Origin of the sequence: Vreelandella profundi, from assembly GCF_019722725.1 — a bacterium.
Taxonomy (GTDB): Bacteria; Pseudomonadota; Gammaproteobacteria; order Pseudomonadales; family Halomonadaceae; genus Vreelandella; species Vreelandella profundi.
In genome coordinates, this window is record NZ_CP077941.1 from 1520550 (window position 1) to 1543492 (window position 22943).

Annotated in this window: 18 protein-coding genes; 9 read left to right on the forward strand and 9 right to left on the reverse strand. The window is 52.4% G+C overall.

Annotation, left to right across the window (positions count from 1 at the left end):
- Nucleotides 1-10: 10 nt before the first annotated feature.
- Nucleotides 11-1378 (reverse strand): AmpG family muropeptide MFS transporter, encoded by a 1368-nt coding sequence (locus KUO20_RS06970; protein WP_235042144.1) that lies wholly within the window; start codon nucleotides 1376-1378, stop codon nucleotides 11-13.
- A gap of 97 nt (nucleotides 1379-1475) precedes the next feature.
- On the opposite strand from KUO20_RS06970, the gene KUO20_RS06975 reads away from it, so the two are divergent.
- A complete protein-coding gene (locus KUO20_RS06975) occupies nucleotides 1476-1994 on the forward strand; it encodes an FKBP-type peptidyl-prolyl cis-trans isomerase (protein ID WP_235042145.1) in 519 nt (172 codons plus the stop codon).
- A gap of 87 nt (nucleotides 1995-2081) precedes the next feature.
- Here the strand turns inward: KUO20_RS06975 and KUO20_RS06980 are convergent, their stop codons facing one another.
- Complete coding sequence (locus tag KUO20_RS06980; RefSeq protein WP_235042146.1) at nucleotides 2082-3866, reverse strand: putative bifunctional diguanylate cyclase/phosphodiesterase; 1785 nt, start codon at nucleotides 3864-3866, stop codon at nucleotides 2082-2084.
- 247 nt (nucleotides 3867-4113) lie between these two features.
- Between KUO20_RS06980 and KUO20_RS06985 the strand changes: the two genes are divergently transcribed.
- Both KUO20_RS06985 and KUO20_RS06990 read left to right on the forward strand, forming a co-directional pair.
- Nucleotides 4114-4494, forward strand: coding sequence for a hypothetical protein (locus KUO20_RS06985; RefSeq protein WP_235042147.1), 381 nt, complete (start codon nucleotides 4114-4116; stop codon nucleotides 4492-4494).
- Nucleotides 4495-4502: 8 nt separating this feature from the next.
- Nucleotides 4503-5720, forward strand: a complete 1218-nt coding sequence (locus KUO20_RS06990; RefSeq protein ID WP_235042148.1) for a PqqD family protein — start codon at nucleotides 4503-4505, stop codon at nucleotides 5718-5720.
- 25 nt (nucleotides 5721-5745) lie between these two features.
- Here the strand turns inward: KUO20_RS06990 and KUO20_RS06995 are convergent, their stop codons facing one another.
- Complete coding sequence (locus KUO20_RS06995) at nucleotides 5746-7464, reverse strand: proline--tRNA ligase (protein WP_235042149.1); 1719 nt, start codon at nucleotides 7462-7464, stop codon at nucleotides 5746-5748.
- A gap of 256 nt (nucleotides 7465-7720) precedes the next feature.
- Here KUO20_RS06995 and KUO20_RS07000 point away from each other — a divergent pair, with 256 nt between their 5' ends.
- Nucleotides 7721-8155, forward strand: coding sequence for a hypothetical protein (locus tag KUO20_RS07000; RefSeq protein WP_235042150.1), 435 nt, complete (start codon nucleotides 7721-7723; stop codon nucleotides 8153-8155).
- A gap of 41 nt (nucleotides 8156-8196) precedes the next feature.
- On the opposite strand, the gene KUO20_RS07005 is transcribed toward KUO20_RS07000, so the two are convergent.
- Nucleotides 8197-9417, reverse strand: coding sequence for a benzoate/H(+) symporter BenE family transporter (locus KUO20_RS07005; RefSeq protein WP_422823128.1), 1221 nt, complete (start codon nucleotides 9415-9417; stop codon nucleotides 8197-8199).
- Between the two features lie 172 nt (nucleotides 9418-9589).
- Here KUO20_RS07005 and KUO20_RS07010 point away from each other — a divergent pair, with 172 nt between their 5' ends.
- Nucleotides 9590-10186 carry a helix-turn-helix domain-containing protein gene (locus KUO20_RS07010; protein ID WP_235042151.1) on the forward strand — a complete coding sequence of 199 codons (597 nt, stop codon included), beginning with the start codon at nucleotides 9590-9592 and terminating at the stop codon, nucleotides 10184-10186.
- 58 nt (nucleotides 10187-10244) lie between these two features.
- Here KUO20_RS07010 and KUO20_RS07015 read toward each other — a convergent pair whose 3' ends face one another.
- Nucleotides 10245-11000 carry a glycerophosphodiester phosphodiesterase family protein gene (locus tag KUO20_RS07015; protein WP_235042152.1) on the reverse strand — a complete coding sequence of 252 codons (756 nt, stop codon included), beginning with the start codon at nucleotides 10998-11000 and terminating at the stop codon, nucleotides 10245-10247.
- A 235-nt stretch (nucleotides 11001-11235) separates the two neighbouring features.
- On the opposite strand from KUO20_RS07015, the gene KUO20_RS07020 reads away from it, so the two are divergent.
- Nucleotides 11236-12213: an NADPH:quinone reductase gene (locus KUO20_RS07020; RefSeq protein WP_235042153.1), complete on the forward strand. Its 978-nt coding sequence runs from the start codon at nucleotides 11236-11238 to the stop codon at nucleotides 12211-12213.
- 98 nt (nucleotides 12214-12311) lie between these two features.
- Here KUO20_RS07020 and KUO20_RS07025 read toward each other — a convergent pair whose 3' ends face one another.
- On the reverse strand, nucleotides 12312-12956 hold the full coding sequence (locus KUO20_RS07025; RefSeq protein ID WP_235042154.1) for a TenA family protein: 645 nt from the start codon (nucleotides 12954-12956) through the stop codon (nucleotides 12312-12314).
- A gap of 257 nt (nucleotides 12957-13213) precedes the next feature.
- Between KUO20_RS07025 and KUO20_RS07030 the strand changes: the two genes are divergently transcribed.
- The 3 genes from KUO20_RS07030 to KUO20_RS07040 all read left to right on the forward strand — a co-directional run bounded on the left by KUO20_RS07030 (nucleotide 13214) and on the right by KUO20_RS07040 (nucleotide 16594).
- Nucleotides 13214-15079 (forward strand): SLC13 family permease, encoded by a 1866-nt coding sequence (locus tag KUO20_RS07030; RefSeq protein WP_235042155.1) that lies wholly within the window; start codon nucleotides 13214-13216, stop codon nucleotides 15077-15079.
- Nucleotides 15080-15205: 126 nt separating this feature from the next.
- Complete coding sequence (locus KUO20_RS07035) at nucleotides 15206-15964, forward strand: DeoR/GlpR family transcriptional regulator (protein ID WP_235042156.1); 759 nt, start codon at nucleotides 15206-15208, stop codon at nucleotides 15962-15964.
- Between the two features lie 405 nt (nucleotides 15965-16369).
- The gene (locus tag KUO20_RS07040) at nucleotides 16370-16594 is read left to right on the forward strand and encodes a hypothetical protein (RefSeq protein ID WP_180096060.1); all 225 of its coding nucleotides are present in this window, start codon (nucleotides 16370-16372) and stop codon (nucleotides 16592-16594) included.
- Nucleotides 16595-16670: 76 nt separating this feature from the next.
- On the opposite strand, the gene KUO20_RS07045 is transcribed toward KUO20_RS07040, so the two are convergent.
- The 3 genes from KUO20_RS07045 to betA all read right to left on the reverse strand — a co-directional run bounded on the left by KUO20_RS07045 (nucleotide 16671) and on the right by betA (nucleotide 22937).
- Nucleotides 16671-18314: a glycerol-3-phosphate dehydrogenase/oxidase gene (locus KUO20_RS07045; protein ID WP_235042157.1), complete on the reverse strand. Its 1644-nt coding sequence runs from the start codon at nucleotides 18312-18314 to the stop codon at nucleotides 16671-16673.
- Nucleotides 18315-18545: 231 nt separating this feature from the next.
- Complete coding sequence (locus KUO20_RS07050; protein ID WP_235042158.1) at nucleotides 18546-21032, reverse strand: acyl-CoA dehydrogenase; 2487 nt, start codon at nucleotides 21030-21032, stop codon at nucleotides 18546-18548.
- 231 nt (nucleotides 21033-21263) lie between these two features.
- A complete protein-coding gene (betA, locus tag KUO20_RS07055) occupies nucleotides 21264-22937 on the reverse strand; it encodes a choline dehydrogenase (protein ID WP_235042159.1) in 1674 nt (557 codons plus the stop codon).
- Between the last annotated feature and the right edge of the window lie 6 nt (nucleotides 22938-22943).

The following is a 22943-nucleotide window of genomic DNA, read 5'->3' on the forward strand; positions in this document are numbered from 1 at the left end:
GTCGTTGAGCTTAATGAGCGTAAGGTTCAGGAGTAGGCACCAGCTGTTTATCTCGGCTGATCCAAATGGCTAAGACGATAGCGGGTATTCCCAGCAGGGTCGCGACCACAAAAAAGCTCGGATACCCCTGCGCTGTGACAACCAGCCCGCCAAAACCACTTAAGAATTTCCCAGGTAGCGTCATCAGCGACGAGAACAGCGCGTACTGTGTTGCGGTGTAGGCACGCGATGTAAGGCTTGAGAGAAAGGCAATAAAGACTGCGCTTGCGAGCCCGTTGGCAAGGTTGTCGCCAATGATCGTAACCACCAACATGGGCAGCTGATTACCGACGGTGGCAAGCACGGCAAACAGTAAGTTGGTCACCATCACTAATCCTGCACCGATAATAAGCAGCGGGCCGATGCCATAGCGCGCGACCAGCAGCCCACCTAAAATCCCGCCAGCAATGCTCATTCCAATACCAAATATATTGGTGACATTGGCAATGGTCGCCAGTGAAAATCCTAAATCTATATAAAGCGGGTTAGCCATCGAAGCCATGGCCAGATCGCTGATTCTAAACACCGCAATAAAAACCAGAATCCACAGTGCTTTTACCCCGTAGCGTCTAAAAAAGTCAGTAAACGGGCAAACCAGCGCACCAATGCTCCAGGCACCAAGACGGCGTAATACTTTGGGTTTTCCGCGGCTTGAACGAATAAATGCACGTACTTTAGGCTCATGGATTAACTGAATAGAGAGCGATGCACGCTTTGGCTCGGGGCGCAGTAATACGGTGAGTACGCCAATGCTCATCAGCGCTGCCATGGTCAGATAGGCCATGCTCCATGAGGCCGATGCGGCGATGTAGAGCGCCCCAGCACCGGCGGCAAGTAGCCCGCCGCGATAGCCAACAATATAGGTGGATGCCATGGCTGCCTGGACATCGTCCTCGGCAGACTCAATACGATAGGCATCGATGGCAATATCTTGAGTGGCGGAGCCAAAGGCTACCAGCAGCGCAAAAACGGCTACCCAGCCCAGGTTGCCAACCGGGCTTAGACCCGCCAGCCCAATTAAGCCTGCTGCAATCAAGCTTTGTGCCAAGAGCATCCAGCCGCGTCGTTGGCCGAACGCACGAGTGAGTAGCGGCAACGCCAGCCGGTCAACCACCGGCGCCCAGAAAAATTTTATCGAATAGAGCATGCCGATCCAGGCAAAAAAGCCTATGGCCGCTACTTCAACGCCGTCGCTGCGCAGCCAGGCTGAAAGCGTTGAGAACACCAATAGAAAAGGCAGGCCTGCTGAAAACCCCAAAAAAAGCATGGTAATAACGGACGCGCGGCAATAAATAGCCAGCGCTGCAAGCCAACTGCGCTGGGGAAAAAGGCTGGGCATTAAACGCTACTCCTGGAAAGACGTTGGCAACGACCAAGTGATAAACTGGGGCTGTCATTCATCACAAAGCCGACAGCTTACCGGAGAGGAGTTTTCAATGTCGATTAAGGCGCATCAGGTTGTGACGTTGCACTATGTCCTTAGAGATATTCTCAGCGATGGCAGTCAGCGAATATTGGACGATTCCAACGCACGCAGTAAGCCGCTTGAGTACCTCCACGGCCACGATAATATTGTCCCTGGCCTAGAAAATGCGCTGGTGGGCCAAACGGTTGGCGCTGAATTAAGTATCCAGCTGTTGCCCGCAGATGCCTACGGTGTTCGCAATGAGGCATTGATTCAAGACGTCAGCCGAGGCTCGTTTGGCGGCGCAGAACTGGTCCCCGGCGGCAGTTTTCAAACTGAAGGCGAGGCGGGGCCACAAATTGTGACCGTGTTAAACGTTAATGGTGATCTGGTCACTATCGATACCAACCATCCTCTGGCGGGGCGTACGCTTAACTATCAGGTCAATATTCTTGAAGTGCGTGAAGCAACGCGTGCCGAGCTAGCCAAAGGGCATCCGCTTCCGCCGGGTACTGAACATAGTAAGGTGGAAGATCGTAAGGTGCTGTAGAAATATAATACATGAAATAAGCGGTATCCTGACGAGGATGCCGCTAGCACTGCTAGTGTTTCTATAGAGTTACTTATTCTGTAAGTTTTAATCTTTAAATTTTATAGTTTCAAACTTTTTTAGCCACTGAATGACTTGATGGGCTGGCATCGGTTTTGCTATCCAATAACCTTGGAGAAAATCACAGCCTAACTTAGCTAGCGTATTGGCTGCGTCAAAGTTTTCTACGCCTTCCGCAATTATTTTTAGGCCCAGCGTATGGCCTAGCTGTATTGTCGAACTGACAATCTCTAAATTTCGCATTTCAGTGTTTAGGCGGAGTATGAAGGATTTATCAATTTTTAGTTCGTCGACAGGAAGTAGTTTTAATTGTGAAAGTGAAGAATAGCCCGTACCAAAATCATCAATAGCGAGAGAGATACCTAGCGCTGAAATTTTATTTAGCACATTGATAGCGGTGTCAATGTCCTTAAGTGCCGCACTTTCGGTGATCTCTATTGAAAGTTGCCAAGGTGCTAGCTCGTAATCAGCCATTAGTGTAGATATTTTTTCAGGTAAGGTTTGGTCATTAATATCGTTTGCAGATAAATTAATCGCAACAGACAGTAAATGGCCACTTTGCTGCCAGGTGTGAAGCTGTTGGCACACATGTGTTAGAACCCATTGGCTTAATTGCTTAATGCTGCCTGTTTGCTCGGCGATTTCAATAAATTCATCTGGAAAGATCAACCCAAGTGTAGGGTGGTTCCAGCGCATCAGCGCTTCAAAGTGGTTAACATTTCCCTCTGATGTTTTTACTTTTGGCTGGTAGTCCATCCATAGCTCTTGGTTAGCAATGGCAGTGTTCAAATCGTTGATGATAATGGATTTTCGTAGATTTATCTTTTCAATTGACTCACTGTAAAATTCATATTGAGTCGTGTTTTTGTGTGCCTCATTTAGCGCAATATCCGTTCTTCTCAACAGGAGGTGGGCGTCGCGTCCATCCATTGGAAAGCGCGCGATGCCCGAGGAAAAGCTAGGCCTTATAGATGAGCTGCTGTGTAAAAAAATAGGTGAGCAAAGAAAGCTAAAGAAATCGTCAAGCCAGTCTTTATCAACTTTTTGTCCATATATAATGAGTAGGAATTCACTGTTGTAAAGCCGGAAGGAGTGAAGGTTGACGGTTGCTAGTTGGTGTAGCCTATTGGAAAGCTCTGTTATTATTTCATCCCCTCTGATATAGCCCAGCGTACTGTTGATAGAGCTGAATTCATTAAAAGAGAGGCGCATGGCGGTGATTTCTTGATTGCGTTCTTTGTTTGTATCTTGTTCAAGTGTTTCTAGTGCTGATTGATAGTTTAAGAGATTGGTAAGCTTATCGTGTCGTGTATGGTGGCGTATAACGCTGTCCTGCTTTTCAATGTTGGCTTTTAATGATGCAAGTGTTGTCGCCAATGTTCTGGTTTCTTTATATCGATAGGCATTTTTTGAAATAAATATTTGCTGGCCGCGGTCTATTTTAAAGGCTGCTTTATAAACAGATAAAATAGGCTTGGCAAGATATTTAGAAAGCCAAATCGAAAGAAGTGATAGTGCAGAGAAAGAGCCCAGGAATATATACAATATTTCTTTATGTGCTCCAGTCAGTAATGTTGCTAATGGGGTGTTGGTAACGTCACTACTGTTTTCATTGCCAGTGCCGTTTGCGGGCTCAGATGAGTTTAAAATTGCCATGTTTTGTAACGACGAGTCACTGTTAAATATTAGCGTCTGTTTGTGTGGGTGACCAGTATTTTTTGACGTTAGATAGGATGCGGCTGATAATAAAACAACGTGTGTCGTAATAACTAAAGCTAACAATGTTATCAAAAGATGAAGTCTGAAGCTCATTATAACCTCGGGCTACTTAAGAGTGAACATTAAGTGTCTTGTTAACAAATTTCCAGTGCCTCGTTACTAAGCTTGCAGGCTAGCCACTATGCATTGTTATGGTGTGCGTTAAATCATAGCAGTATCAGAACAAGCAGCACAATGAGCAAACAATAGGGAAAAGTCTCAACTGAGTGGCACTCTGATGACGCCTTGGTTAAAGTGAATGCAGAAATAAAACAGTGTTCGATAACTGCGGAGAGAAGATATGAGCCAAATCGAAGAGCCTACCTTATTAAAGCAGCGTCGTTCCCGCCGTCAGGTGTTGGCCAGTTTAGGCCTAGGCGCGGCAGCTCTTTATGTAGCGCCTACGCTGCTTTCGATGGATCAAGCACAGGCCCATGACCATCATTCTCGGCCTGGTCACTCAAAAGCGAGCTACTCAAGACCCAGCCATTCCAGGCCGCGTCACTCGCGCCCTAACCATTCACGGCCCCGCTACGCAAACTCGCACGATAATCGTCGCCATGGATCATCCCGCGGCTATGAGTCTCGGGCCTACAGGTCACGCCCCGATGAGCTTTCACGATTTGAACGCGACGGTGTGATCGAGCTGCGTATCAGCCGTGTACTGAAGCACCTATGGTGAGGTGAGTGATGAAAGCCGCAAACTGTCTTGCCAATGATTATGCGTTAGCCGGTATCGGTCCTTATATTCGACTGGTGGGGGCGCAGCCACTTCTGCCGGTTATGCAGGCGGCGATGCCAGGGTGGCCGTTAACGGAGTGCCCGCTTCAGCCAACGGCCCCTGAGATTTGTGTTTGGCAGCAAGAAGATGGCTTTTGGCAGCAGGCGCCAGCGCTGCCAAAAGGTATGTGGCTAGATACACCGGTCAGCGCTTCATGCAGCGTTATTGCCGATTTAGCCGGGGCGTTTTTGCATCGTCATCCTGATTACATTGGCCTGCACTGTGGGTCTGCGCAAATAAACGATCAGCTCGTGATTTTTCCTGACTCGCATCGTGCGGGTAAGAGTATGCTTACCGCCGCTTTCGCGGCTGCCGGTTACCGCGTGTTTGGCGATGATGTGGTGGCATTAACGCCTGAAGGTGAGGGCCTGTCGCTGGGCGTTGCTCCCAGGCTTCGTTTGCCGCTTCCCGCTTCTTTGGACGATGAATTTCGGGACTTTATCAATCATCATCAGGGGCCAAGCGATGACCGCTATGGCTATGTCGCACTGGATGAAACGCTGCTAGCCAGTCATGGCGAAAAGTGCCCGGTTGGCGCGATTATACTGATTGATCGTGATGATAGTGTTGCTTCTCCGCAGCTAACAGCGCTTCAGCACGGCGAGGGGCTCTGGCAACTGTTAAAGCAGAATTTCGCTGACACGCTCTCAGATCAAGCACTAGTCGCTAAGTTTTGGTCCTTGATGAAGCATATCCCTTGTTTTCTTTTGCGTTACGCCGACGCTTTTCAAGCGGCCGAGTTCGTGGGGCGTGAGCTAGAAAAGGTGATGAATGCGCGGCCGTCAAACGATGCGCTAGCGTCACAAGATCTGCCTGCACGTGACGTTGCTGCGTTAGATCGAAACGATCCGCGCTGCTGGCACGCCTGCCAAGCCGCGTATGAATATCCGCTGGGCGATGAGCTATTTGTGATTGTCGAAGAGGGTGGTGCCATTCATAGAATGAATGTGACGAGCCGGGCGGTGTGGGCGTTATTGCAACATGAGGGGCTTACTATTGAGGAGCTTAGCCAAACGCTGGTGGCCTTTTTTATGCCGGTCTCGCTTGAGCAAGTCCGCAAAGATATTGCTGAATTGCTGGGGCAGTTTTTAGCAGCTGGTTTGATTGAAGAGCCACCGCGCCGTTAGCCGCGCGGTGGCTTTTACTCATGTCTTAGCTTGCTTTTTCGCGCAGAAAATCAATGATTTGATCCGCAGAAACCATGGTCGCTTCGCTGTCCCGGCGACCTTTATATTCCAGTTCGCCGTTGTCTAAGCCACGATCACCAATCACTAAGCGGTGAGGAACACCCATCAGTTCTAGATCGGCGAATTTAACCCCTGGGCGAGTATCGCGGTCATCCAGCAATACGTCTAAACCCGCCGCGCTCAGTGCTTGGTATAAGCGTTCAGATTCTTCGCGGACGCGCTGCGATTTGTGCGCATTCATCGGCACCAGCGCCACTTGGAACGGGGCAATTGCGTTGGGCCAGATAATGCCGGATTCGTCGTGATTTTGCTCAATGGCTGCCGCGACCACGCGTGTTACGCCGATACCGTAGCAACCCATCCACGGGTGGCTGGTTTTACCGTTGTCGCCCAGCACGCTTGCGTTCATGGCCTGTGAGTATTTTTGACCCAGCTGGAAAACGTGGCCTACTTCGATGCCGCGCTTGATAGACAGTGTGCCTTGGCCGTCTGGAGAGGGATCTCCTTCGACCACGTTGCGCAGATCGGCAACGTCGGGCAAGGCGACATCGCGTTCCCAGTTAACGCCGAAGTAGTGTTTGCCATCCACGTTGGCGCCTGCGCCAAAGTCGCTCATAAGGGCAACGCTTCGGTCAATAATGATCGGCATCTTAAGATCTACGGGGCCAAGTGAGCCTGGGCCAGCCCCAACGAGTGCGCGAATTTCTTCTTCTGTAGCCATGGTCAGCGGAGCGGCTACCTGGGGAAGGTTTTCTGCTTTAACGTCATTTAACGTGTGATCACCGCGTATCAGCAGCGCGATCAGCCCACCCTCGGCTGCTTGCACCATCAGTGTTTTAATCGTTTTCTCAATGGGTAGATCGAACTGCTCAACTAAGGCGGCGATAGTTTTAGCATCCGGCGTCTCGACCAGGCGCAGTTCTTCGCTAGGCTCAGAGCGCGTGGCCTGGCTGCCAAGCGGCGCAGGCAATGCCTCGGCTTTTTCTATGTTGGCGGCGTAGTCAGAGGCGTTAGAGAACACGATATCGTCTTCGCCTGAGTCCGCTAAGACATGAAATTCGTGCGAGCCTGAACCACCAATGGAGCCGTTATCCGCGATCACGGGGCGGAAATTAAGTCCTAAGCGCGTAAAGATACGCGTGTAGGCGTCGTACATGTCTTGATAGGTCTGTTTCAGCGAGTCTTCATCAAGGTGGAAAGAATAAGCATCTTTCATGATGAACTCACGCGAGCGCATCACCCCAAAGCGTGGGCGAATTTCGTCACGAAATTTGGTTTGAATTTGGTAGAAATTGACCGGCAGCTGTTTGTAGCTGGCGATTTCTTTGCGCACTAGGTCGGTAATAACTTCTTCGTGAGTGGGGCCCACGCAGTAGTCACGGTCGTGACGATCTTTCATACGCAGAAGCTCAGGGCCATACTGCTCCCAACGGCCTGATTCCTGCCAAAGCTCTGCAGGTTGAACGGCGGGCATCAGTACTTCTTGAGCGCCTACGCGGTTCATCTCTTCACGCACAATGGCTTCCACTTTTCGCAGCGTACGCAGGCCAAGCGGCAGCCACGTATACAGGCCAGACGTTAAGCGGCGAATCATCCCGGCGCGTAACATTAACTGGTGGCTAATGACTTCGGCATCGGCCGGCGTTTCTTTTAACGTGGCAATCAGTAGTTGGCTGGCGCGCATGGGCGTGAGCATTCCTTGGGTACGTGTACTTAAGCATCAGGGCTTAATCGTAGGGCGTTATAGCCCCGTTAGCGTTGAATGACGACATTGTACGGCCTAGTCGTTAAAGCGGCAAAATCCTACCTATCACGATCGCCCTATGCTTTTGATAGATTGTGCTAAACTGCTTTGGTTTACGGTGCGGTCATCGGCAATAAGACGTCAGTCACAATAGCTATATCGACGACCGTTATTCTTATTACTTGAGGGAACCTTCATGCATCATGCAGTGCGTCGCTGGTTGACGGGAGCCGTCGTTGGGGCTTCTGTGGTGGCACTAAGTGGTTGTGGTACGATTTTTCATCCTGAGCGAAAAGGCCAGCTAAGCGGCGATATTGACCCGGTTATTGCTATCGCCAACAGCGTAGGGCTGCTGTTTTTTATCGTCCCTGGGGTGATTGCTTACGCCGTGGATTTCTCTAATGGCACCATCTATCTGCCGGGCCGCAATAGCGCGTCAGTGGATGTGCATCATTTAGACGACGCTATGGACGTAGCTTCATTAGAAAAGCTGTTGTCAGAGACCGCCGGCAAGCCGGTGAGCTTGGAAAATGAGCTGGTGATGATTGAAGAAATGGGCAGCCTGGATGAAGCCTTGGCGATGGTCCGTATGTCAGGCGTGTTGGATGATGAGAAGCTGTCAGCGATGTAGTTGAGCCGTGTTTAACTGGCTTTAAAAGCCCAGCGCTGGCTTCACGCCGCGCTGGGCTTTTTTGTGGTTATCGTTAATACCACTAAACCCGCCACCAGCCCCCAAAATGCGCCGCCAATTCCCAGTAGAGTAATCCCTGAACCGGTTAGCAAGAACGTAACGATGGCTGCATCACGCTGCTTAGGCTCATAAAAAGCATTAGCCAGTCCACCGCCTAAGGTGCCTAGCAGGGCAATGCCTGCTAAGGCCATTACGAGTGCCGAAGGCAATGCGTTAAAGATGCCCGTAACGGTGGCACCGAAAATGCCTAAAACGATATAGAACATACCCGCCGCCACGCCTGCCGTGTAGCGCCGGTGTGGATTCTCATGAGCATCAGGGCCCAGGCACACCGCCGCGCTAATGGCCGCCATATTAAGTGCAAAGGCGCCAAACGGCGCTAATAGCAGCGTAGTGGCGCCTGTCCAGCTTATCAGTGGTGAGCTGTTAGGGTGATAGCCTGCCGCGCGCAGCACCGCGACACCCGGCAAATTTTGCGTGGCCATGGTGATGACAAACAGCGGTATGCCGATGCCAATGAGCGTAGAAAGAGTAAATGCCGGGGCCGTAAAGACCGGCATGGAAGGGGACAGCGGAACATCGTGCAGGCTGATTTGCCCTTGCAGGGCGGCGATAGCCAAACCCGTTATCAAGACGCCAGGCACTGCCAGCGATGGCCACAAACGTCGTCCTGCTACCCAGGCGGCGAGCATTACCAGCGGTATCAGCCACTCGTTTTCCATGACCACGAAAAGATCTAACCCAAAGCGCAGCAGAATGCCCGCCAGCATCGCTGAGGCAATCGCACTGGGTATGTAGCGCATTAGGCGTTCAAACATACCGGTGACGCCGCACACGGTAATTAACAGCGCAGAAAACATAAAGGCGCCGATAGCCTCTTGCATGGGAATACCAGGTAGGCTCGTTGCTAGGAAGGCCGCACCGGGAGTAGACCATGCGGTGAGCAACGGCATGCGATAGCGTAATGACAGGCCCAGCGAGGTCGCACCCATGCCAAGGCCCAGCGCCCATAGCCAAGAGCTGATTTGTGCCGGTGATGCGCCGGCAGCGGCCGCCGCTTGGAAAATAATCGCCGCCGAGCTGGTATAGCCAATAGTCACGGCGACAAAACCAGCGGTTACGGTTGAGACACTCATGTCGCGCCATAGCGAAGGCCTGCGCGCTGGCGGTTGGGGTGAAGAGTTTTCTGATGTCACTTGCATGAGGCCTCCCGCAAAGCGTGCCAACATAAGTCGTCAAATAGCGCAACACTGTGCGTTATAGCGCACATTTCAAGCATGCTATCATTGTGCGTTATAGCGCACAATGCGCGCGGGCATCTCACGTGTTGGCGCGGATGCGAGCAAATGACTTACATAAGCAGGAGCGAGAGGGATGTCAGCGAATGAAATCAGCGCACCGGCTATCGCGGGTCACATGGCCGCCACGGTAAAGCGATTACGCAAGGATCGTCAGTGGAGCCTAGACCGGGCCGCGCTTGAAACAGGCGTCAGTAAAGCCATGCTGGGGCAAATAGAGCGCGGCGAATCTAGCCCGACTGTTTCCACGCTGTGGAAGATTGCCAGCGGCTTTCGGGTATCGTTTTCAACGCTTTTTGATAGTCAAAAACCGGCATTAGGCGAGCTGCATCGCAATGGGCTGGAGTCCGTGTGGGGGGCAGACAGTGTCGGTATGCAGGCGAGCCTGCTATTTCCCTACGACCCACTGCTCGGTTTTGAAATGTTTATGATTGAGCTGGCGCCTGGGGCTATGAGTGAATCTTCCGCGCATGCGAGCGGCGTGGTTGAGCATATGGTGGTGATTGAAGGTGAGATGGAGCTGCGTATTGATCAGCGCTGGCAGACGCTGCGCGAGGGCGAAGGTATACGTTTTTTTGCTGACCGCCCTCACGCCATGCGCAACGCTGGCGATGCACGGCTACGCTTTCACGATGTGATCCACTATTTGCCTGGCGCCGCGTCAGGTGATTGAGCCAGCGCCTTCACCGCGTCCACGCATATTTCACCGTTTCCAATAATGTTTCACAGCATCAATGGCTATCTAAAAAGCGTTTAAATGCGCCCGGCTCATCGGTGATAACGCTGCTTATGCCCCATTCCCAGCGGCTATGAAAGGCACTTGGGTCGTTAGCGGTGTAGCAGAGTAGCTGGTAGCCATCGCGCAGTATGGCTTCGGCTTGGATACGCTTTAAGCGCGGCCAGTCGGGGTGCACGCTGAAAGCCTCAATAGCCTCGCACTGTGCGCGCCAGGTTTTAGGAACACTGCCGAACAGCACGCCCAGAGCTAGTCGGTCGCTGTTCGCAAACTGACGACAGTGGGCAAGAGCGTGGCTATCAAAGGAGGAGATAATCAGCCGTTCGGAGGGCAGCGTATCCAGCATTACCGGCAGGGTGCGCTCAACCAGTGCGATGGGATCACGGCCTTTGTTGACCTTAATCTCCATATTGACGCCCATGCCCAGCTCGTTAAGCAGGGCTAGCATCGTCTCTAAGCTGGCCATTTTCTCGCCCGAAAATGCATCGCCAAACCAGCTGCCCGCGTCTAAGTTCTGGGCATTAGCCCAGTCCATCGATGAAAGTGTTCCGCGGCTATTTGAGCAGCGCGCGACGTCTGCATCGTGCCAAATTACCGGCGTACCGTCCCCGAGTAGCTGCACATCTAACTCTACCCAGTCGACCCCGGCCTGGTGGGCGGCGCGCACCGCCGCCAAGGTGTTTTCAGGGGCAGCGGCTGAATATCCCCGGTGGGCAATCAGCGTGGGCAGTTGAATTGCGGGGTGCGTCATGACAAATCCCTAAGCCTTCGACGATAGATATATGTTGAGTCTAGCATGGGTGCATGACAGCAGCGTTTCAGTGTTCAGGTGCAGGCACGTATTCAAATGCGCTAGCATGCGAGCTTGATTTATAAGGCGCAACACGCTTCGATAGCACTATCAGTTGCACGTCCGCTATTCACTCACTGTCTGTTATTGGCCAGCTGAATAGTGACCAAACTCAACAATCAATAAGGATGATCTAATGTCTCAGCGTATCCAATTTACATGTACCGGCGCATCCGACGTGCTTGAACTGGTCAATGTGACCGCTGCTGATCCTGGCCAAGGTGAAGTGCGTATTGCCAATAAAGCGATTGGCCTTAACTTTATTGATATTTATTTTCGTACCGGCCTTTATCCAGCGCCTTCTATGCCTTCCGGGCTGGGTACTGAGGGCGCGGGCGTTATCGATGCCGTTGGTGAGGGCGTCACGCATTTAAGCGTTGGTGATCGCGTCGCCTATGCCCAAGGCCCGCTAGGCGCCTATGCTCAGCTGCACACGCTGCCGGCGGCAAAAGTCATTAAACTGCCCGACTCAGTTGATTTTGAAACGGCGGCTGCAAGTATACTCAAGGGCCTGACCGTGCAGTACCTGCTTCGTCAAACCTATGCGCTGAAAGGCGGCGAAACCATTTTATTCCATGCGGCCGCCGGTGGCGTTGGTTCGATTGCCTGCCAATGGGCGAAAGCGTTAGGTGTCAAGCTGATAGGTACGGTTAGCTCGCAAGAAAAAGCGGATCTCGCCATGGCGAACGGTGCCTGGGCGACGATTAATTACAGCGAAGAGAACGTTGTTGAGCGCGTACGTGAGCTGACAAACGGTGAAATGTGCGACGTTGTCTACGACTCTGTGGGCAAAGATATGTGGGAAACATCGTTAGATTGTTTAAAGCCACGCGCCCTGATGGTTAGTTTTGGCAACTCTTCCGGCCCGGTTGACGGCGTGAATATCGGTATTTTGAATCAGAAGGGTGCGCTGTTTGTTACCCGCCCTAGCCTTAATGGCTATGCAGACACTCGGGAGCGTTTGGAAGCAATGTGTGAGGACTTCTTCGCTATGCTTGAAAGCGGCAAAATCACTATTGATATTGCCAACCGCTATCCGCTGGCCGAGGCCGGCAACGCGCAGGATGCGCTACAGAGTCGCAAAACCACGGGTTCAACCGTATTGCTTCCCTAAGGCATCATGCTAATAACAAAAGCCGCCGTGAGCGGCTTTTGTTAGTTACGGCCTAGGTTATTTAAAGCATTAATAGCTATCGCTTAAATAGCAGCAATTTAGTGTTGTAACTCAAAGGCCATATCAAAAAAACGCTGCTCAATTTGGCTGGCTTCAATAAACGGCTTGCTAAGTGTTTCAAAATCACGCTCGGCGCCTACGCGGTTTAGCTCGTTACATAAAAAATTAACCCAACGAACAAAATCAGGCTCGTTATGGAGCACAATCCAATCGCGGTGTTCAGAGCGTATAGGCAGCGGTTCTTGAGCACGCTGAGCCCACTCAAGATAGAGCCATTCAGCGACTACCAGTACTACCAGGATAAAGGCGTAATCCTGTGAATTGCAGGCGCTTTCCATTAGCGCAATAAACGCGCGGGTTGGCTCGGCCAGCTCAGGGTTTTTCCACTGTGCTTCGGGAATATTTAATGCTGCAAACGAATCGATAAAATAGCGATATTCGCTGCCCGCCAGTACCGACAGCTGGCGTGCATGCGTTAAACGGGCATTTGGATCGTCGGCGACACAAACCGCAGCGCCAAGTAATCGTACAAAGCTATCGCAAAAGTGAAAATCTTGAATCAAATAGCGAGCAAAAACGCTATCCGCAATATTTCCTTCAATCAATTGGTCCACAAAACGATGATTCACCGAGGCATTCCAGTGGGGCTCGGCAGCCTCGCGCAAGCGGTGACATAAATCCATACGATCTCCAGTGTGCTGAATACCCTTGAACCTTTATCTTATCGATTTCAACGGCAGAGTGCAGTGAATGCTTGTGCAGGCAGAGAGTTAGTTATATTTTTACGCGCCATCTGCAGGTCATATACGGCTGTATAAATATCGCCTAATGTATAGGTGATGTATGCACCGTTAGCTTATGAGGCAGTTAGACAAGTAAACCGATAGGGCGGTGCAATCGCCTTGTTCTTATTCAATGGCGGCACACGGAGGTGATTGGCATGGCAGCAGACGTTATCGGTTTGGCACCAAGTACACTAGTGTTTATCGTACTTGGACTAACGCTGGTTGCTTTTATATGGGGCCGGTTTCGCTATGATTTAGTCGCGCTGGCAGCACTGCTTGGGTCTGTGATGCTGGGGCTGGTGCCCGCTGAAGGCGCCTTCGCCGGTTTTGGCCACCCGGCGGTCATTACTGTCGCTGCGGTGCTGGTAATTAGCCGGGGGTTTGAGCGCTCTGGCGTGGTCGATATTATTTCAAATCAAGTGCTCAAAGTGGGTGAAAACCTGTTTCTTCAGCTTCTGGTGTTGGTCGGTACCGTTACATTGCTATCGGGTATTATGAATAATGTGGGTGCCTTGGCGCTACTGCTTCCCGTGGCGATGCGGCTGGCCCGTGAACACAATACCTCGCCTTCTTTACTGCTGATGCCGTTGGCGTTTGGGTCGTTGCTCGGTGGCCTGACCACGCTGATTGGTACTCCGCCCAATATCATTATTTCTAGCTATCGCCGTGAAGTGACGGGTGATGCGTTTAGTATGTTTAGCTTCTCTCCGGTGGGTATTGCCGTCGCGCTGGCGGGGCTGGCTTTTATTGTGTTAATCGGCTGGCGCCTGACGCCCAAACGCAGCGGGCAATCCTCTACGGATGAAATGTTTGATACCGCTAACTATTTGGTCGAATTAAAAGTGGCAGAAGGATCAAAAGCCAAAGGTTTAACGCTGCAGCAGCTGCGCGACGAGCTGGACGAAACGATCCCTGTGCTGGCAGTGGTGCGTGATGATGATCGGCGTGCAGGCTATAACTTTCACGGTGCTTTGGAAGAGGGCGACATTCTGCTGTTAGAAGCAGGGCCCGATGAGCTCCAAATACTGGAAGACAAAGTAGGGCTTAGTGCGATTGCCGAGCTGGAAGAGGACGCTGAGGAAGAGCCAGAAGCTTCCGAGCATCCTGATGCTGAGCCGGCTAAAAAGAAACAGCCGGCGAAGGAGGCCGCACCGGTCGACACCGAAGGGTTACAGCTAATCGAAGCGGTGGTGCGCAATGATTCAATGATGATTAATCGCAGCGTTCGGCAGCTGCGTTTAAACCACCAGTTTGGGCTTCACTTAGTGGCCGTTGCTCGGGACGGTGGGCGCTTGAAACAGCGCTTGCGCGATATTCGTTTTAAAACCGGTGACGTACTGTTGCTGCAAGGCAGTGAAAATGAAATTTCCGAAAGCCTGGCCTCACTAGGCTGTCTCCCACTTGCTAAGCGTGAGCTGCACTTAGGGCAGCCGCGTAAATTGGCACTGTCTATTGCCATTTTTGCGTTAGCCATTGTGGCCATGCTGTTTGATTTATTGCCTGCCGCCGTCGCTATGAGCACCGCGGCGCTCATTTCACTACTGATCGGGGTGCTGCCGTTACGCGAGGGCTATCAGGCGATTGATGGCCCTGTGATCGTACTGCTAGCGGCGATGATTCCGGTTGGCGAAGCATTAGAAACCAGCGGAGGCGCGGACATGGTGGCCAGCGCGCTGCTGCGTTTTGGCAGCGACTGGCCAGTGGTGATTACGATGATTGGGCTGTTCCTGCTAACCATGCTGCTTTCTAATGTGGTGAACAATGCAGCCGCTGCTCTGCTGATGGCCCCGATTGCGGTCAGCCTAGCGAATGGCTTTAATGTCTCTCTTGACCCGTTCTTGATGGTCGTCGCAATCAGCGCATCCTGTGCGTTTTTAACCCCGATTGGGCATCAGTCGAATACTTTAGTGATGGGGCCGGGCGGGTATCGATTCAGTGATTATTGGAAACTAGGGCTGCCGCTTTCGATCGTGGTGTTGGCGGTTTCTATACCGCTCATTATGCTGGTATGGCCGCTTTAGAAGGGCGTGACATTGCTCGGCCTGTTAATAGATATAGGGCGAATGGTTGATGGTTGTTATTAGGTTTCGAAAATTTTGCTAACCTACTACGTTCAGATACCAATAAAAATCGAACAGGCCGGGCTTATGAACCAACAATTTCGTCAGGATGCCATTGTCGAGCTAGTTCGGCAGCAAGGCTATATGAGCATTGAACAACTCACCGCCCACTTTTCGGTGACGCCGCAAACCATACGCCGCGATTTAAACACACTGGCGGATGAAGGGCGGGTTCGACGAGTTCATGGTGGCGTAGGGGTCGAGTCCAGTACGGTCAATACTGCCTACAGCACCCGCAAGACGCTGCACCTGGAAGAGAAAGAGCGCATCGCCCACTGCTTGGCTCAAAATATTCCGAATCACTCTTCACTGTTTATTAATATCGGCACCAGTAATGAAATGGTCGCTCAGGCGTTGCTAGAGCATCAGGGGCTGGAAATTATTACTAATAACCTTAATGTTGCCGCTATCTTGCAGCATAAAGAGGATTTCACCGTCATTATTGCCGGTGGCCAGGTGCGCTCTCGCGATGGCGGTATCATTGGCGAGGCCACTATCGACTTTATCAATCAGTTTAAAGTGGACTACGGCATTATCGGCATCAGCGGTATTGATGAGGACGGCTCGCTGCTGGAATTTGATTATCAGGAAGTCCGCGTTGCTCAGGCCATTATCGCGAATTCGCGGCGTATCTATTTGGCGGCAGACTATTCAAAATTCCACCGCAACCCGGTAGTACGCCAAGGTAATTTGGATCAGCTTGATGCGTTGTTTACCGACCGTAAGCCCTCAGAGGCGATTCAGCGTTTACTCACCCAGCATGATGTTGCGCTGTATATTGCCTAATAAGGCGGAGCCGTCATGTCTGCGCTTTTTGCACTCCTCATGAAATACTTTAACACCGCCAGCGCCTAATCGGCGTTGATGTAGTCGGGTTACAACCGCGCCTGCGGCCAATGATGCATTGTTAGCTTTGGTGTCGTCACCCATAGTGAATCTATGGATTAGGCGAGTGTTTCGTTATCCCGAGCCACTTCACTGATCCCTGCTACAGAACCCATAGCGCTTCATGATTACCCCAGTGCTAAAGGCGAAGGTCTTGTAACGCTTGTGACCATCTTGCAGTTACCGAACTGGACACTTATCCGGTCCAGCATGAGTAGCAATGTCACCCTTCTTTCTCAATAAGATGGCTGCTTGGTAACCGATTAACGGACAGGCAGTGGATGACCATACCATGAGGTATTACTAATGAACTGCATCGAACTTAGCCAACAAGCTGATAGCATCGCCAGCTCTTTCAGCAAGCAAGATCTTGCCAGGCTGGTCGTGGCGCTAAAGGGCAATCGTGAGTCACTGCAGCATGCGGTTGAGGTCATCGATACCGTGGATAGCCGTTCAGGCTGCACATTGGAAGAGGCCTGGGATGAAGTGCTCTCTGGAGATTCTCAGCTGCGCATCGAGGATGAAGAGTAGGGCGGGAGGTTTTAGCGGGTACGTAATGATTAGCCCCCTTATTAAGTAAGGGGGCTTTTTTGTAGCGGTGAAAAGATTAAGCGTTGGCCGCGGGCACCAGTGGGAGTGAGGTATCCCGATGCTGTTCAAAATAGCTGTTAAAGCGATCTTCGGCATCGTCGCCAAATAAGACGCGGCAGGCTTCTTTTAAACCACTTGATTGGCGCAGCTGCTCATGGCGTACGACGAGCGAGACTTTAGCGCGACGACGTAGAAAGTCTTCAAGCTGGGTGATCATTTCATGATCGCGGGCGTGCTCTAGCTCGCAGCGAATATACTCGGTGCCTTCAATTAAAATGTCAGCTTGAGCAGGGTCATCTTGGATTTTGGCTAGCATCTGAACGGCTTGGTCAGCGTAGCGCCGCCAGAGTCGCGTCGAGAGAGGCTCTGATGACGTCGCTGCGGTCATCGCATCTAAGTTCATATGTTTGGCCTGATCCATAAATTGCTGTTTCACGGGATCTGCTGGCTCGCCGTACCATTGAAAATCAGGCGCAGATAGCGTGACGCCCAAACGCGTCATCTCCTCGGCAATTTCATCGCCAACGTTTAAACAATCGGTGAGCTTGCCGCCAAAGATACTGATATGGGCGCTTTCGTCATTGGTATCGATCACGTGCTTGCGTGACAGCTGCAGGAAATCACGGTCACTGCCTTGATCGCCCTTAATCGCTAACGGCCGTACCCCGCAACGGGTCGAGATAATGTCGTCTTGGCTAAGCGGTTTGTCTAACGTTAATCGCTTGTTGATGTTCTCCAACACAAAGGCGATGTCGTCTGCAGTGACGTCAACCTCAGGGTGCTCCATATGCGTATCGGTGGTGCCGATGCAGGTACGATTACCCATGGGAATGACAAAAAACAGCCGACCATCGTCGGCAAAAAACGCCAGCACGCGTTGGGAATCGGTTAACTGCGGGACAATAAGGTGAATGCCTTTGGAATAGAGATGATGATGCGTCGTTTTCTCTCCTGTCATCTCATTATGTTGATCTACCCAGGGGCCAGCCGCGTTAATCAGTACCTTGGCGCGAATATCAAAGGTACTGCCGTCCATCACGTTGCGCGCCTTGGTGACCCATAGATCACCCTCACGCTCTGCACCAAGTGACTCAACGTAGTTGGCGGCCACTGCGCCATAGTTGAGCGCGTGGCGCACAAAGTTAAATACAAATCGCGCATCATTATCGTGCAGGTAAGCATCGGAGTATTCAAAACCACCGACGGCGCTCTGCGTGTTGATGATGGGCTCTTCATGCTTAATCTTTTTCGATGAAAGTAGGCGTGGCAATTTGGTAAAGCCATTACCCATTAGCCAATAAAGCCAGGTGCCCGCCCATAGGTAGAGCGGTGAGTGGCGAAAACCTTTTGAAATAGTGGTTAGGAAGCGGATTTCCTGCACCGTAGAAGGATAGCTCTTAATCAAATGATTGCGGCTTTTACACAGCTTTCGAACCAGTGAAAAGTCGTTGCTTTCCATGTATTTAATGCCACCCCAGACTAAGTTGGAGGAGTGCATGCTGGTGCTGCCAGCGAAGTCACCGCGGTCAATCAAGGCAACTTTTGCGCCTTTACCTGCCAGTGCCGCTGCCGTGGCCGCGCCATTAATACCGCCACCGATAATGAGCGCGTCAAAAATACCGGTAGGTAACTTTTCAGTGTTTCGATTTCGCAGTGTCATGGCGGGCCCCGTTAACATAAAAAACTCGCTTACTGTCCTGGTGTGAGCAGTAGGAAGCTGATTGTTTTTTCACTAACGAAACTATAGGTGATCATTTTCGAACATTCAATGTTCTTTTAGGCGCACTAGGCTGGTCTCGCCTCATGGCCTGTGCGTTAGGTAGATAACGTGGTCGCAAAAAAACGGCCCCTTATTATCAGGGGCCGATTGAAGGCGAGCAGAGCAAAAAAGTTACTTAATGCTGGTTTCTTCCTGCTGAGGTGCTGGAGAGGATTGGCCGTTGTGATCAATTAGCGTCGACTTGTCCTTGGCAAAAGCATCGTAGGCGAAGTCATCGACAGTGAGCATTTCCAACACTTCCGCTTCAAAGGTACGCATGAAGACGGCATCGTCCTCACTGATGAGGCCTTTTTCCAAACCGGCCTCAATACGGGCTTCAGGGTGTAGCGCCGTTTGCGGTATCTCACCTTTCGAATAGGCTTTGTTCACCGTGCGATAGAGTGCCTCGGCGCGGTCATAGTCAATTAGCAGAGCGTTATAGCGCGCTAGCGGGTTGCGCTGTTCACTGTCATCCGCGTCCCACGTGTTATCCAGAAGCTTGGTGCGCAGAGCGCTGTGGGTGGAAACGCGCTTGGCGATGTCTCGGGCAAGATCGTCGTGGGGCTTGTTCCAGCGGCGACCGGCAGGCATGACCAATGCGTTGAGCGTTTTGCCCAGGATGCGATTGGGGAGATTATCAAAAATTTCCACAAACGCCTGCTCGGCGCGCTGAAGTAGGAAACGGCAGCTGTAATGCAGCAGCGCTTCTTCGCCTTCTACCTTACTGCCGGCTTGCCACTGCTTGAGCACCATCGAGGTGAGATAAAGGTTCGACAGCACATCGCCCAGGCGAGCAGAAAGCATCTCGCGCTTCTTAAGCGCTGAGCCCAGGCTTGCCATCGCGGCATCGGCACATAGCCCGAAGCCCGCAGAGAGGCGCGCCACGTCTTGAGCATACATGGCCGCAGGGGCATCGAAAGGTACGCTGGCTTTACCCAGGCCGAAGCCCAGGGTTAAGGCGCGGGCTGCGTTGCCGAAAATAAGCCCTGCGTGGCCGAAGAAGGCCTTATCAAACGCCTGGATATCGTTTGCATCTTTAGCAGCCAGTTCATCCAGCACATACGGATGACAGCGGATAGCGCCCTGACCAAAAATCATCAGGTTGCGGGTCATAATGTTGGCGCCTTCCACGGTGATCGCCACCGGGTTTGCGCTGTAGCCGATGCCCAAATAATTGCGCGGGCCAAGCGTCACCGCCTTGCCGCCATGCACATCCATGGCGTCACTAAGCAGAACGCGCTGAAACTCGGTTAGCTGACTTTTCAGAATCGCGGAAGGCACCGCGGGCTTTTCTCCGTGATCAATCATGTTCGCGGTTTGGTACACGGTTGCCTGGGAAATGTAGGCCATCGCGGCCATGCGTGCGAGTGGCTCTTGCACGCCTTCCATTTCCGCAACCGGCACGTTGAACTGACGACGGACACGGGTGAAGCCGCCGCTCCAACCCAGGGCGTAGCGCGCAGTGCCGGTAGCGCCTGAAGGCAGCGTGATACAGCGGCCAATAGACAGGCATTCGACCAACATGCGCCAGCCTTGGCCGATCATGTCCTGGCCACCGATGATGGTGTCCAGCGGTACAAAGACGTTGCTACCCACAATCGGGCCGTTCATAAACGGGCTGCCGATAGGATGATGGCGACGGCCTATTTCCATGCCGGCGGTGTCACGTGGAATTAAGGCCAGCGTTATGCCGCGATCTTCTTCGTCACCCAGCAGTTTCTCTGGATCAAACAGGCGGAAGGCCAAACCCACAACGGTGGCGATGGGGGCGAGGGTGATCCAGCGCTTTTCGAAGTTAAGTCGAAGACCCAGCACCTCTTCGCCGTTAATGATCTGCTTGCAGACAATGCCGGTGTCGGGCAGGGACGTCGCGTCTGAACCCGCGCGAGGGCCGGTAAGGCCAAAGCAAGGGATTTCACGGCCGTCGGATAAGCGCGGCAGGTAGTGATCTTTTTGCTCTTGAGTGCCGTATTTTAGCAGCAGTTCACCGGGGCCGAGCGAGTTGGGAACGCCCACGGTGACCATCAGAGTTTCATTGGCAGAGAGTTTTTGCAGCACCATCGACTGGGCTTTCGCGGAGAAGCCAAGCCCGCCGTACTCCTTCGGAATAATCATGCCGAAGAAGCCTTCTTTTTTCAGGTAGTCCCAAAGCTGCTGAGGCAGGTCGGCGCGCTCATGGGCAATATCCCAGGCATTGCACATCCCCGCCGCTTTGTCGCACTGATTGGCTAAAAAGGCTTTTTCATCGTCGCGCAGGCCATCGTCTTTAAAGGCCAGCAGTTTGTCCCACTGAGGTTTGCCTGAAAATAATTCCCCATCCCAGGAAACGCTGCCAGCTTCTAAAGCCGTGCGTTCTGTCGCCGATACTTTCGGCGCTACCTTTTTAAACATGGTAAATAGGCGCGGCGTTAGCCATTGGCTGCGCAGCGCGGGGAGGCCGGCTGCGGCAACGGCAGCTGCGCCAATCAAGAGCAGTACGCCAATGACTTCCGCGTCAAACAGCAGGCCAACAAGGCCCAATACGCCAAGCACGGCCAGCGCCGCGGGCGCGCCAGCTTCGCGACGCATTACCACGAGCAGGCCAGCAATGGCGAGCACGATTAGGAGTAGGGTGAGCATAGACTCTCTCTCTGTTTCAGGCCTTTTATTTCAGCCTGCTGTTGTTAGTAAAAAGGCAATACAATAGTAGGTCGAACGCCTGTTTGAATATTGGCAGATGGGTGCCGTTTGGTGCAAGTATTTAGGTAGGAGTAAGGCCATTATAGCCACACACGCTCTAAAAAAACGCCATGGCAACAAGCCATGGCGTTTTGAGTGAGAAACGGACTCAATGTTCAGGTGCGCTTCTGGTTAGATACGCTGCGCGGGCGCGCCGTTTGCAACGTAGTAGTCAACGCTGGCACGAGGCAGCGGCGCGTTGCCTTTTATACGGTCAGCGATTTTTTCCGCCAGCATAATGGTCGGAGCGTTTAGATTGCCGGTAGGGATCACTGGGAAAAGTGATGCATCGACCACGCGCAGACCTTCAATGCCATGGACGCGGCCCTGGCCATCGGTGACGGCCATGTCATCGCTGCCCATTCGACAGCTGCCGCAAGGGTGGTAGGCAGTTTCGGCGTGTTCCTTAACGAACGCATCGAGTTCCGCGTCTGACTGGACATCCGGTCCAGGGGCTATTTCACGGCCGCGGAACTTCTCAAACGCTGGCTGGGCGATGATGTCTCGAGTGAGGCGAATGGCGTCACGAAACTCTTGCCAGTCGTTCTCTTTCGCCATGTAGTTGAACAAAATGCTCGGCGCCGCGTGAGGATCTTTCGACGTTAAGCGGATACGGCCACGGCTTTCCGAGCGCATAGAGCCAACGTGGGCCTGGAAGCCGTGGGCCTGCACCGCGCTTTTTCCGTTGTAGCTAATCGCGATGGGCAGAAAGTGATACTGCAGATTGGGCCACTCTTCTTCATCGCGGCTGCGGATAAACCCGCAGGCTTCGAACTGGTTGCTGGCGCCAACGCCGGTACCATTGAATAGCCATTCAGCGCCAATCTTAGGCTGGTTGTACCACTTCAGCGCCGGATAGAGCGAGATAGGTTCTTTGCACTCGTATTGAATGTACATTTCCAGATGATCCTGGAGATTTTCACCTACGCCGGGCAGGGCGTGAACCGTCTCGATATTAAGCTCTTTCAGCAGTTCTGGATTGCCTATACCTGAGCGCTGCAAAATCTGCGGCGAGGCGATAGCGCCTCCGCATAGAAGTACTTCACAGCGGGCATACGCCTGCTGCTTTTCGCCTTTCTGCTCATAGCGAACGCCAACGGCGCGCTTGCCTTCAAATTCAATAACGTCAGTAACCGCGTGAGTTTCAATGGTTAAATTTTGGCGTTTTTTGGCGGTGTCTAGGTAGCCACGAGCAGTGGACGCACGGCGGCCCTTCGGCGTCACAAAGCGGTCCATGGGACCGAAACCCTCTTGCTGATAGCCGTTTACGTCTTCGGTTTCCGGGTAGCCTGCCTGCTTACCAGCTTCAATAAAGGTGCGATAGAGCGGGTTGTTATCCGCTTTTGGCGTGGTCACGCTGACCGGGCCTTCGCCACCGTGGTAGCTATTAGCGCCGGTGTCGCGGGTTTCGCATTTTTTGAAGTAGGGCAGGCAGCTTAAGTAGTCCCAATCTTCAAGACCGGACTGTTTAGCCCAGTTGTCGTAGTCGAGGGCGTTGCCGCGGATATAGCACATGCCGTTAATTAGCGAGGAGCCGCCCAGGCCTTTGCCTCGGCCACACTCCATGCGGCGGCCATCCATATGCGGTTCTGGGTCGGTTTCGAACGCCCAGTTATAGCGTTTTCCCTGCAACGGAAAGGCCAGTGCTGCCGGCATTTGGGTACGAAAATCTAAGCGATAGTCAGGGCCGCCCGCTTCCAGCAGCAGCACGCTGACGTTGCTGTCTTCGGTCAGGCGAGTAGCAAGCACGTTGCCCGCGGAGCCTGCGCCGATAATGATGTAATCAAATTCGCGTGGTTGGGACATAATACC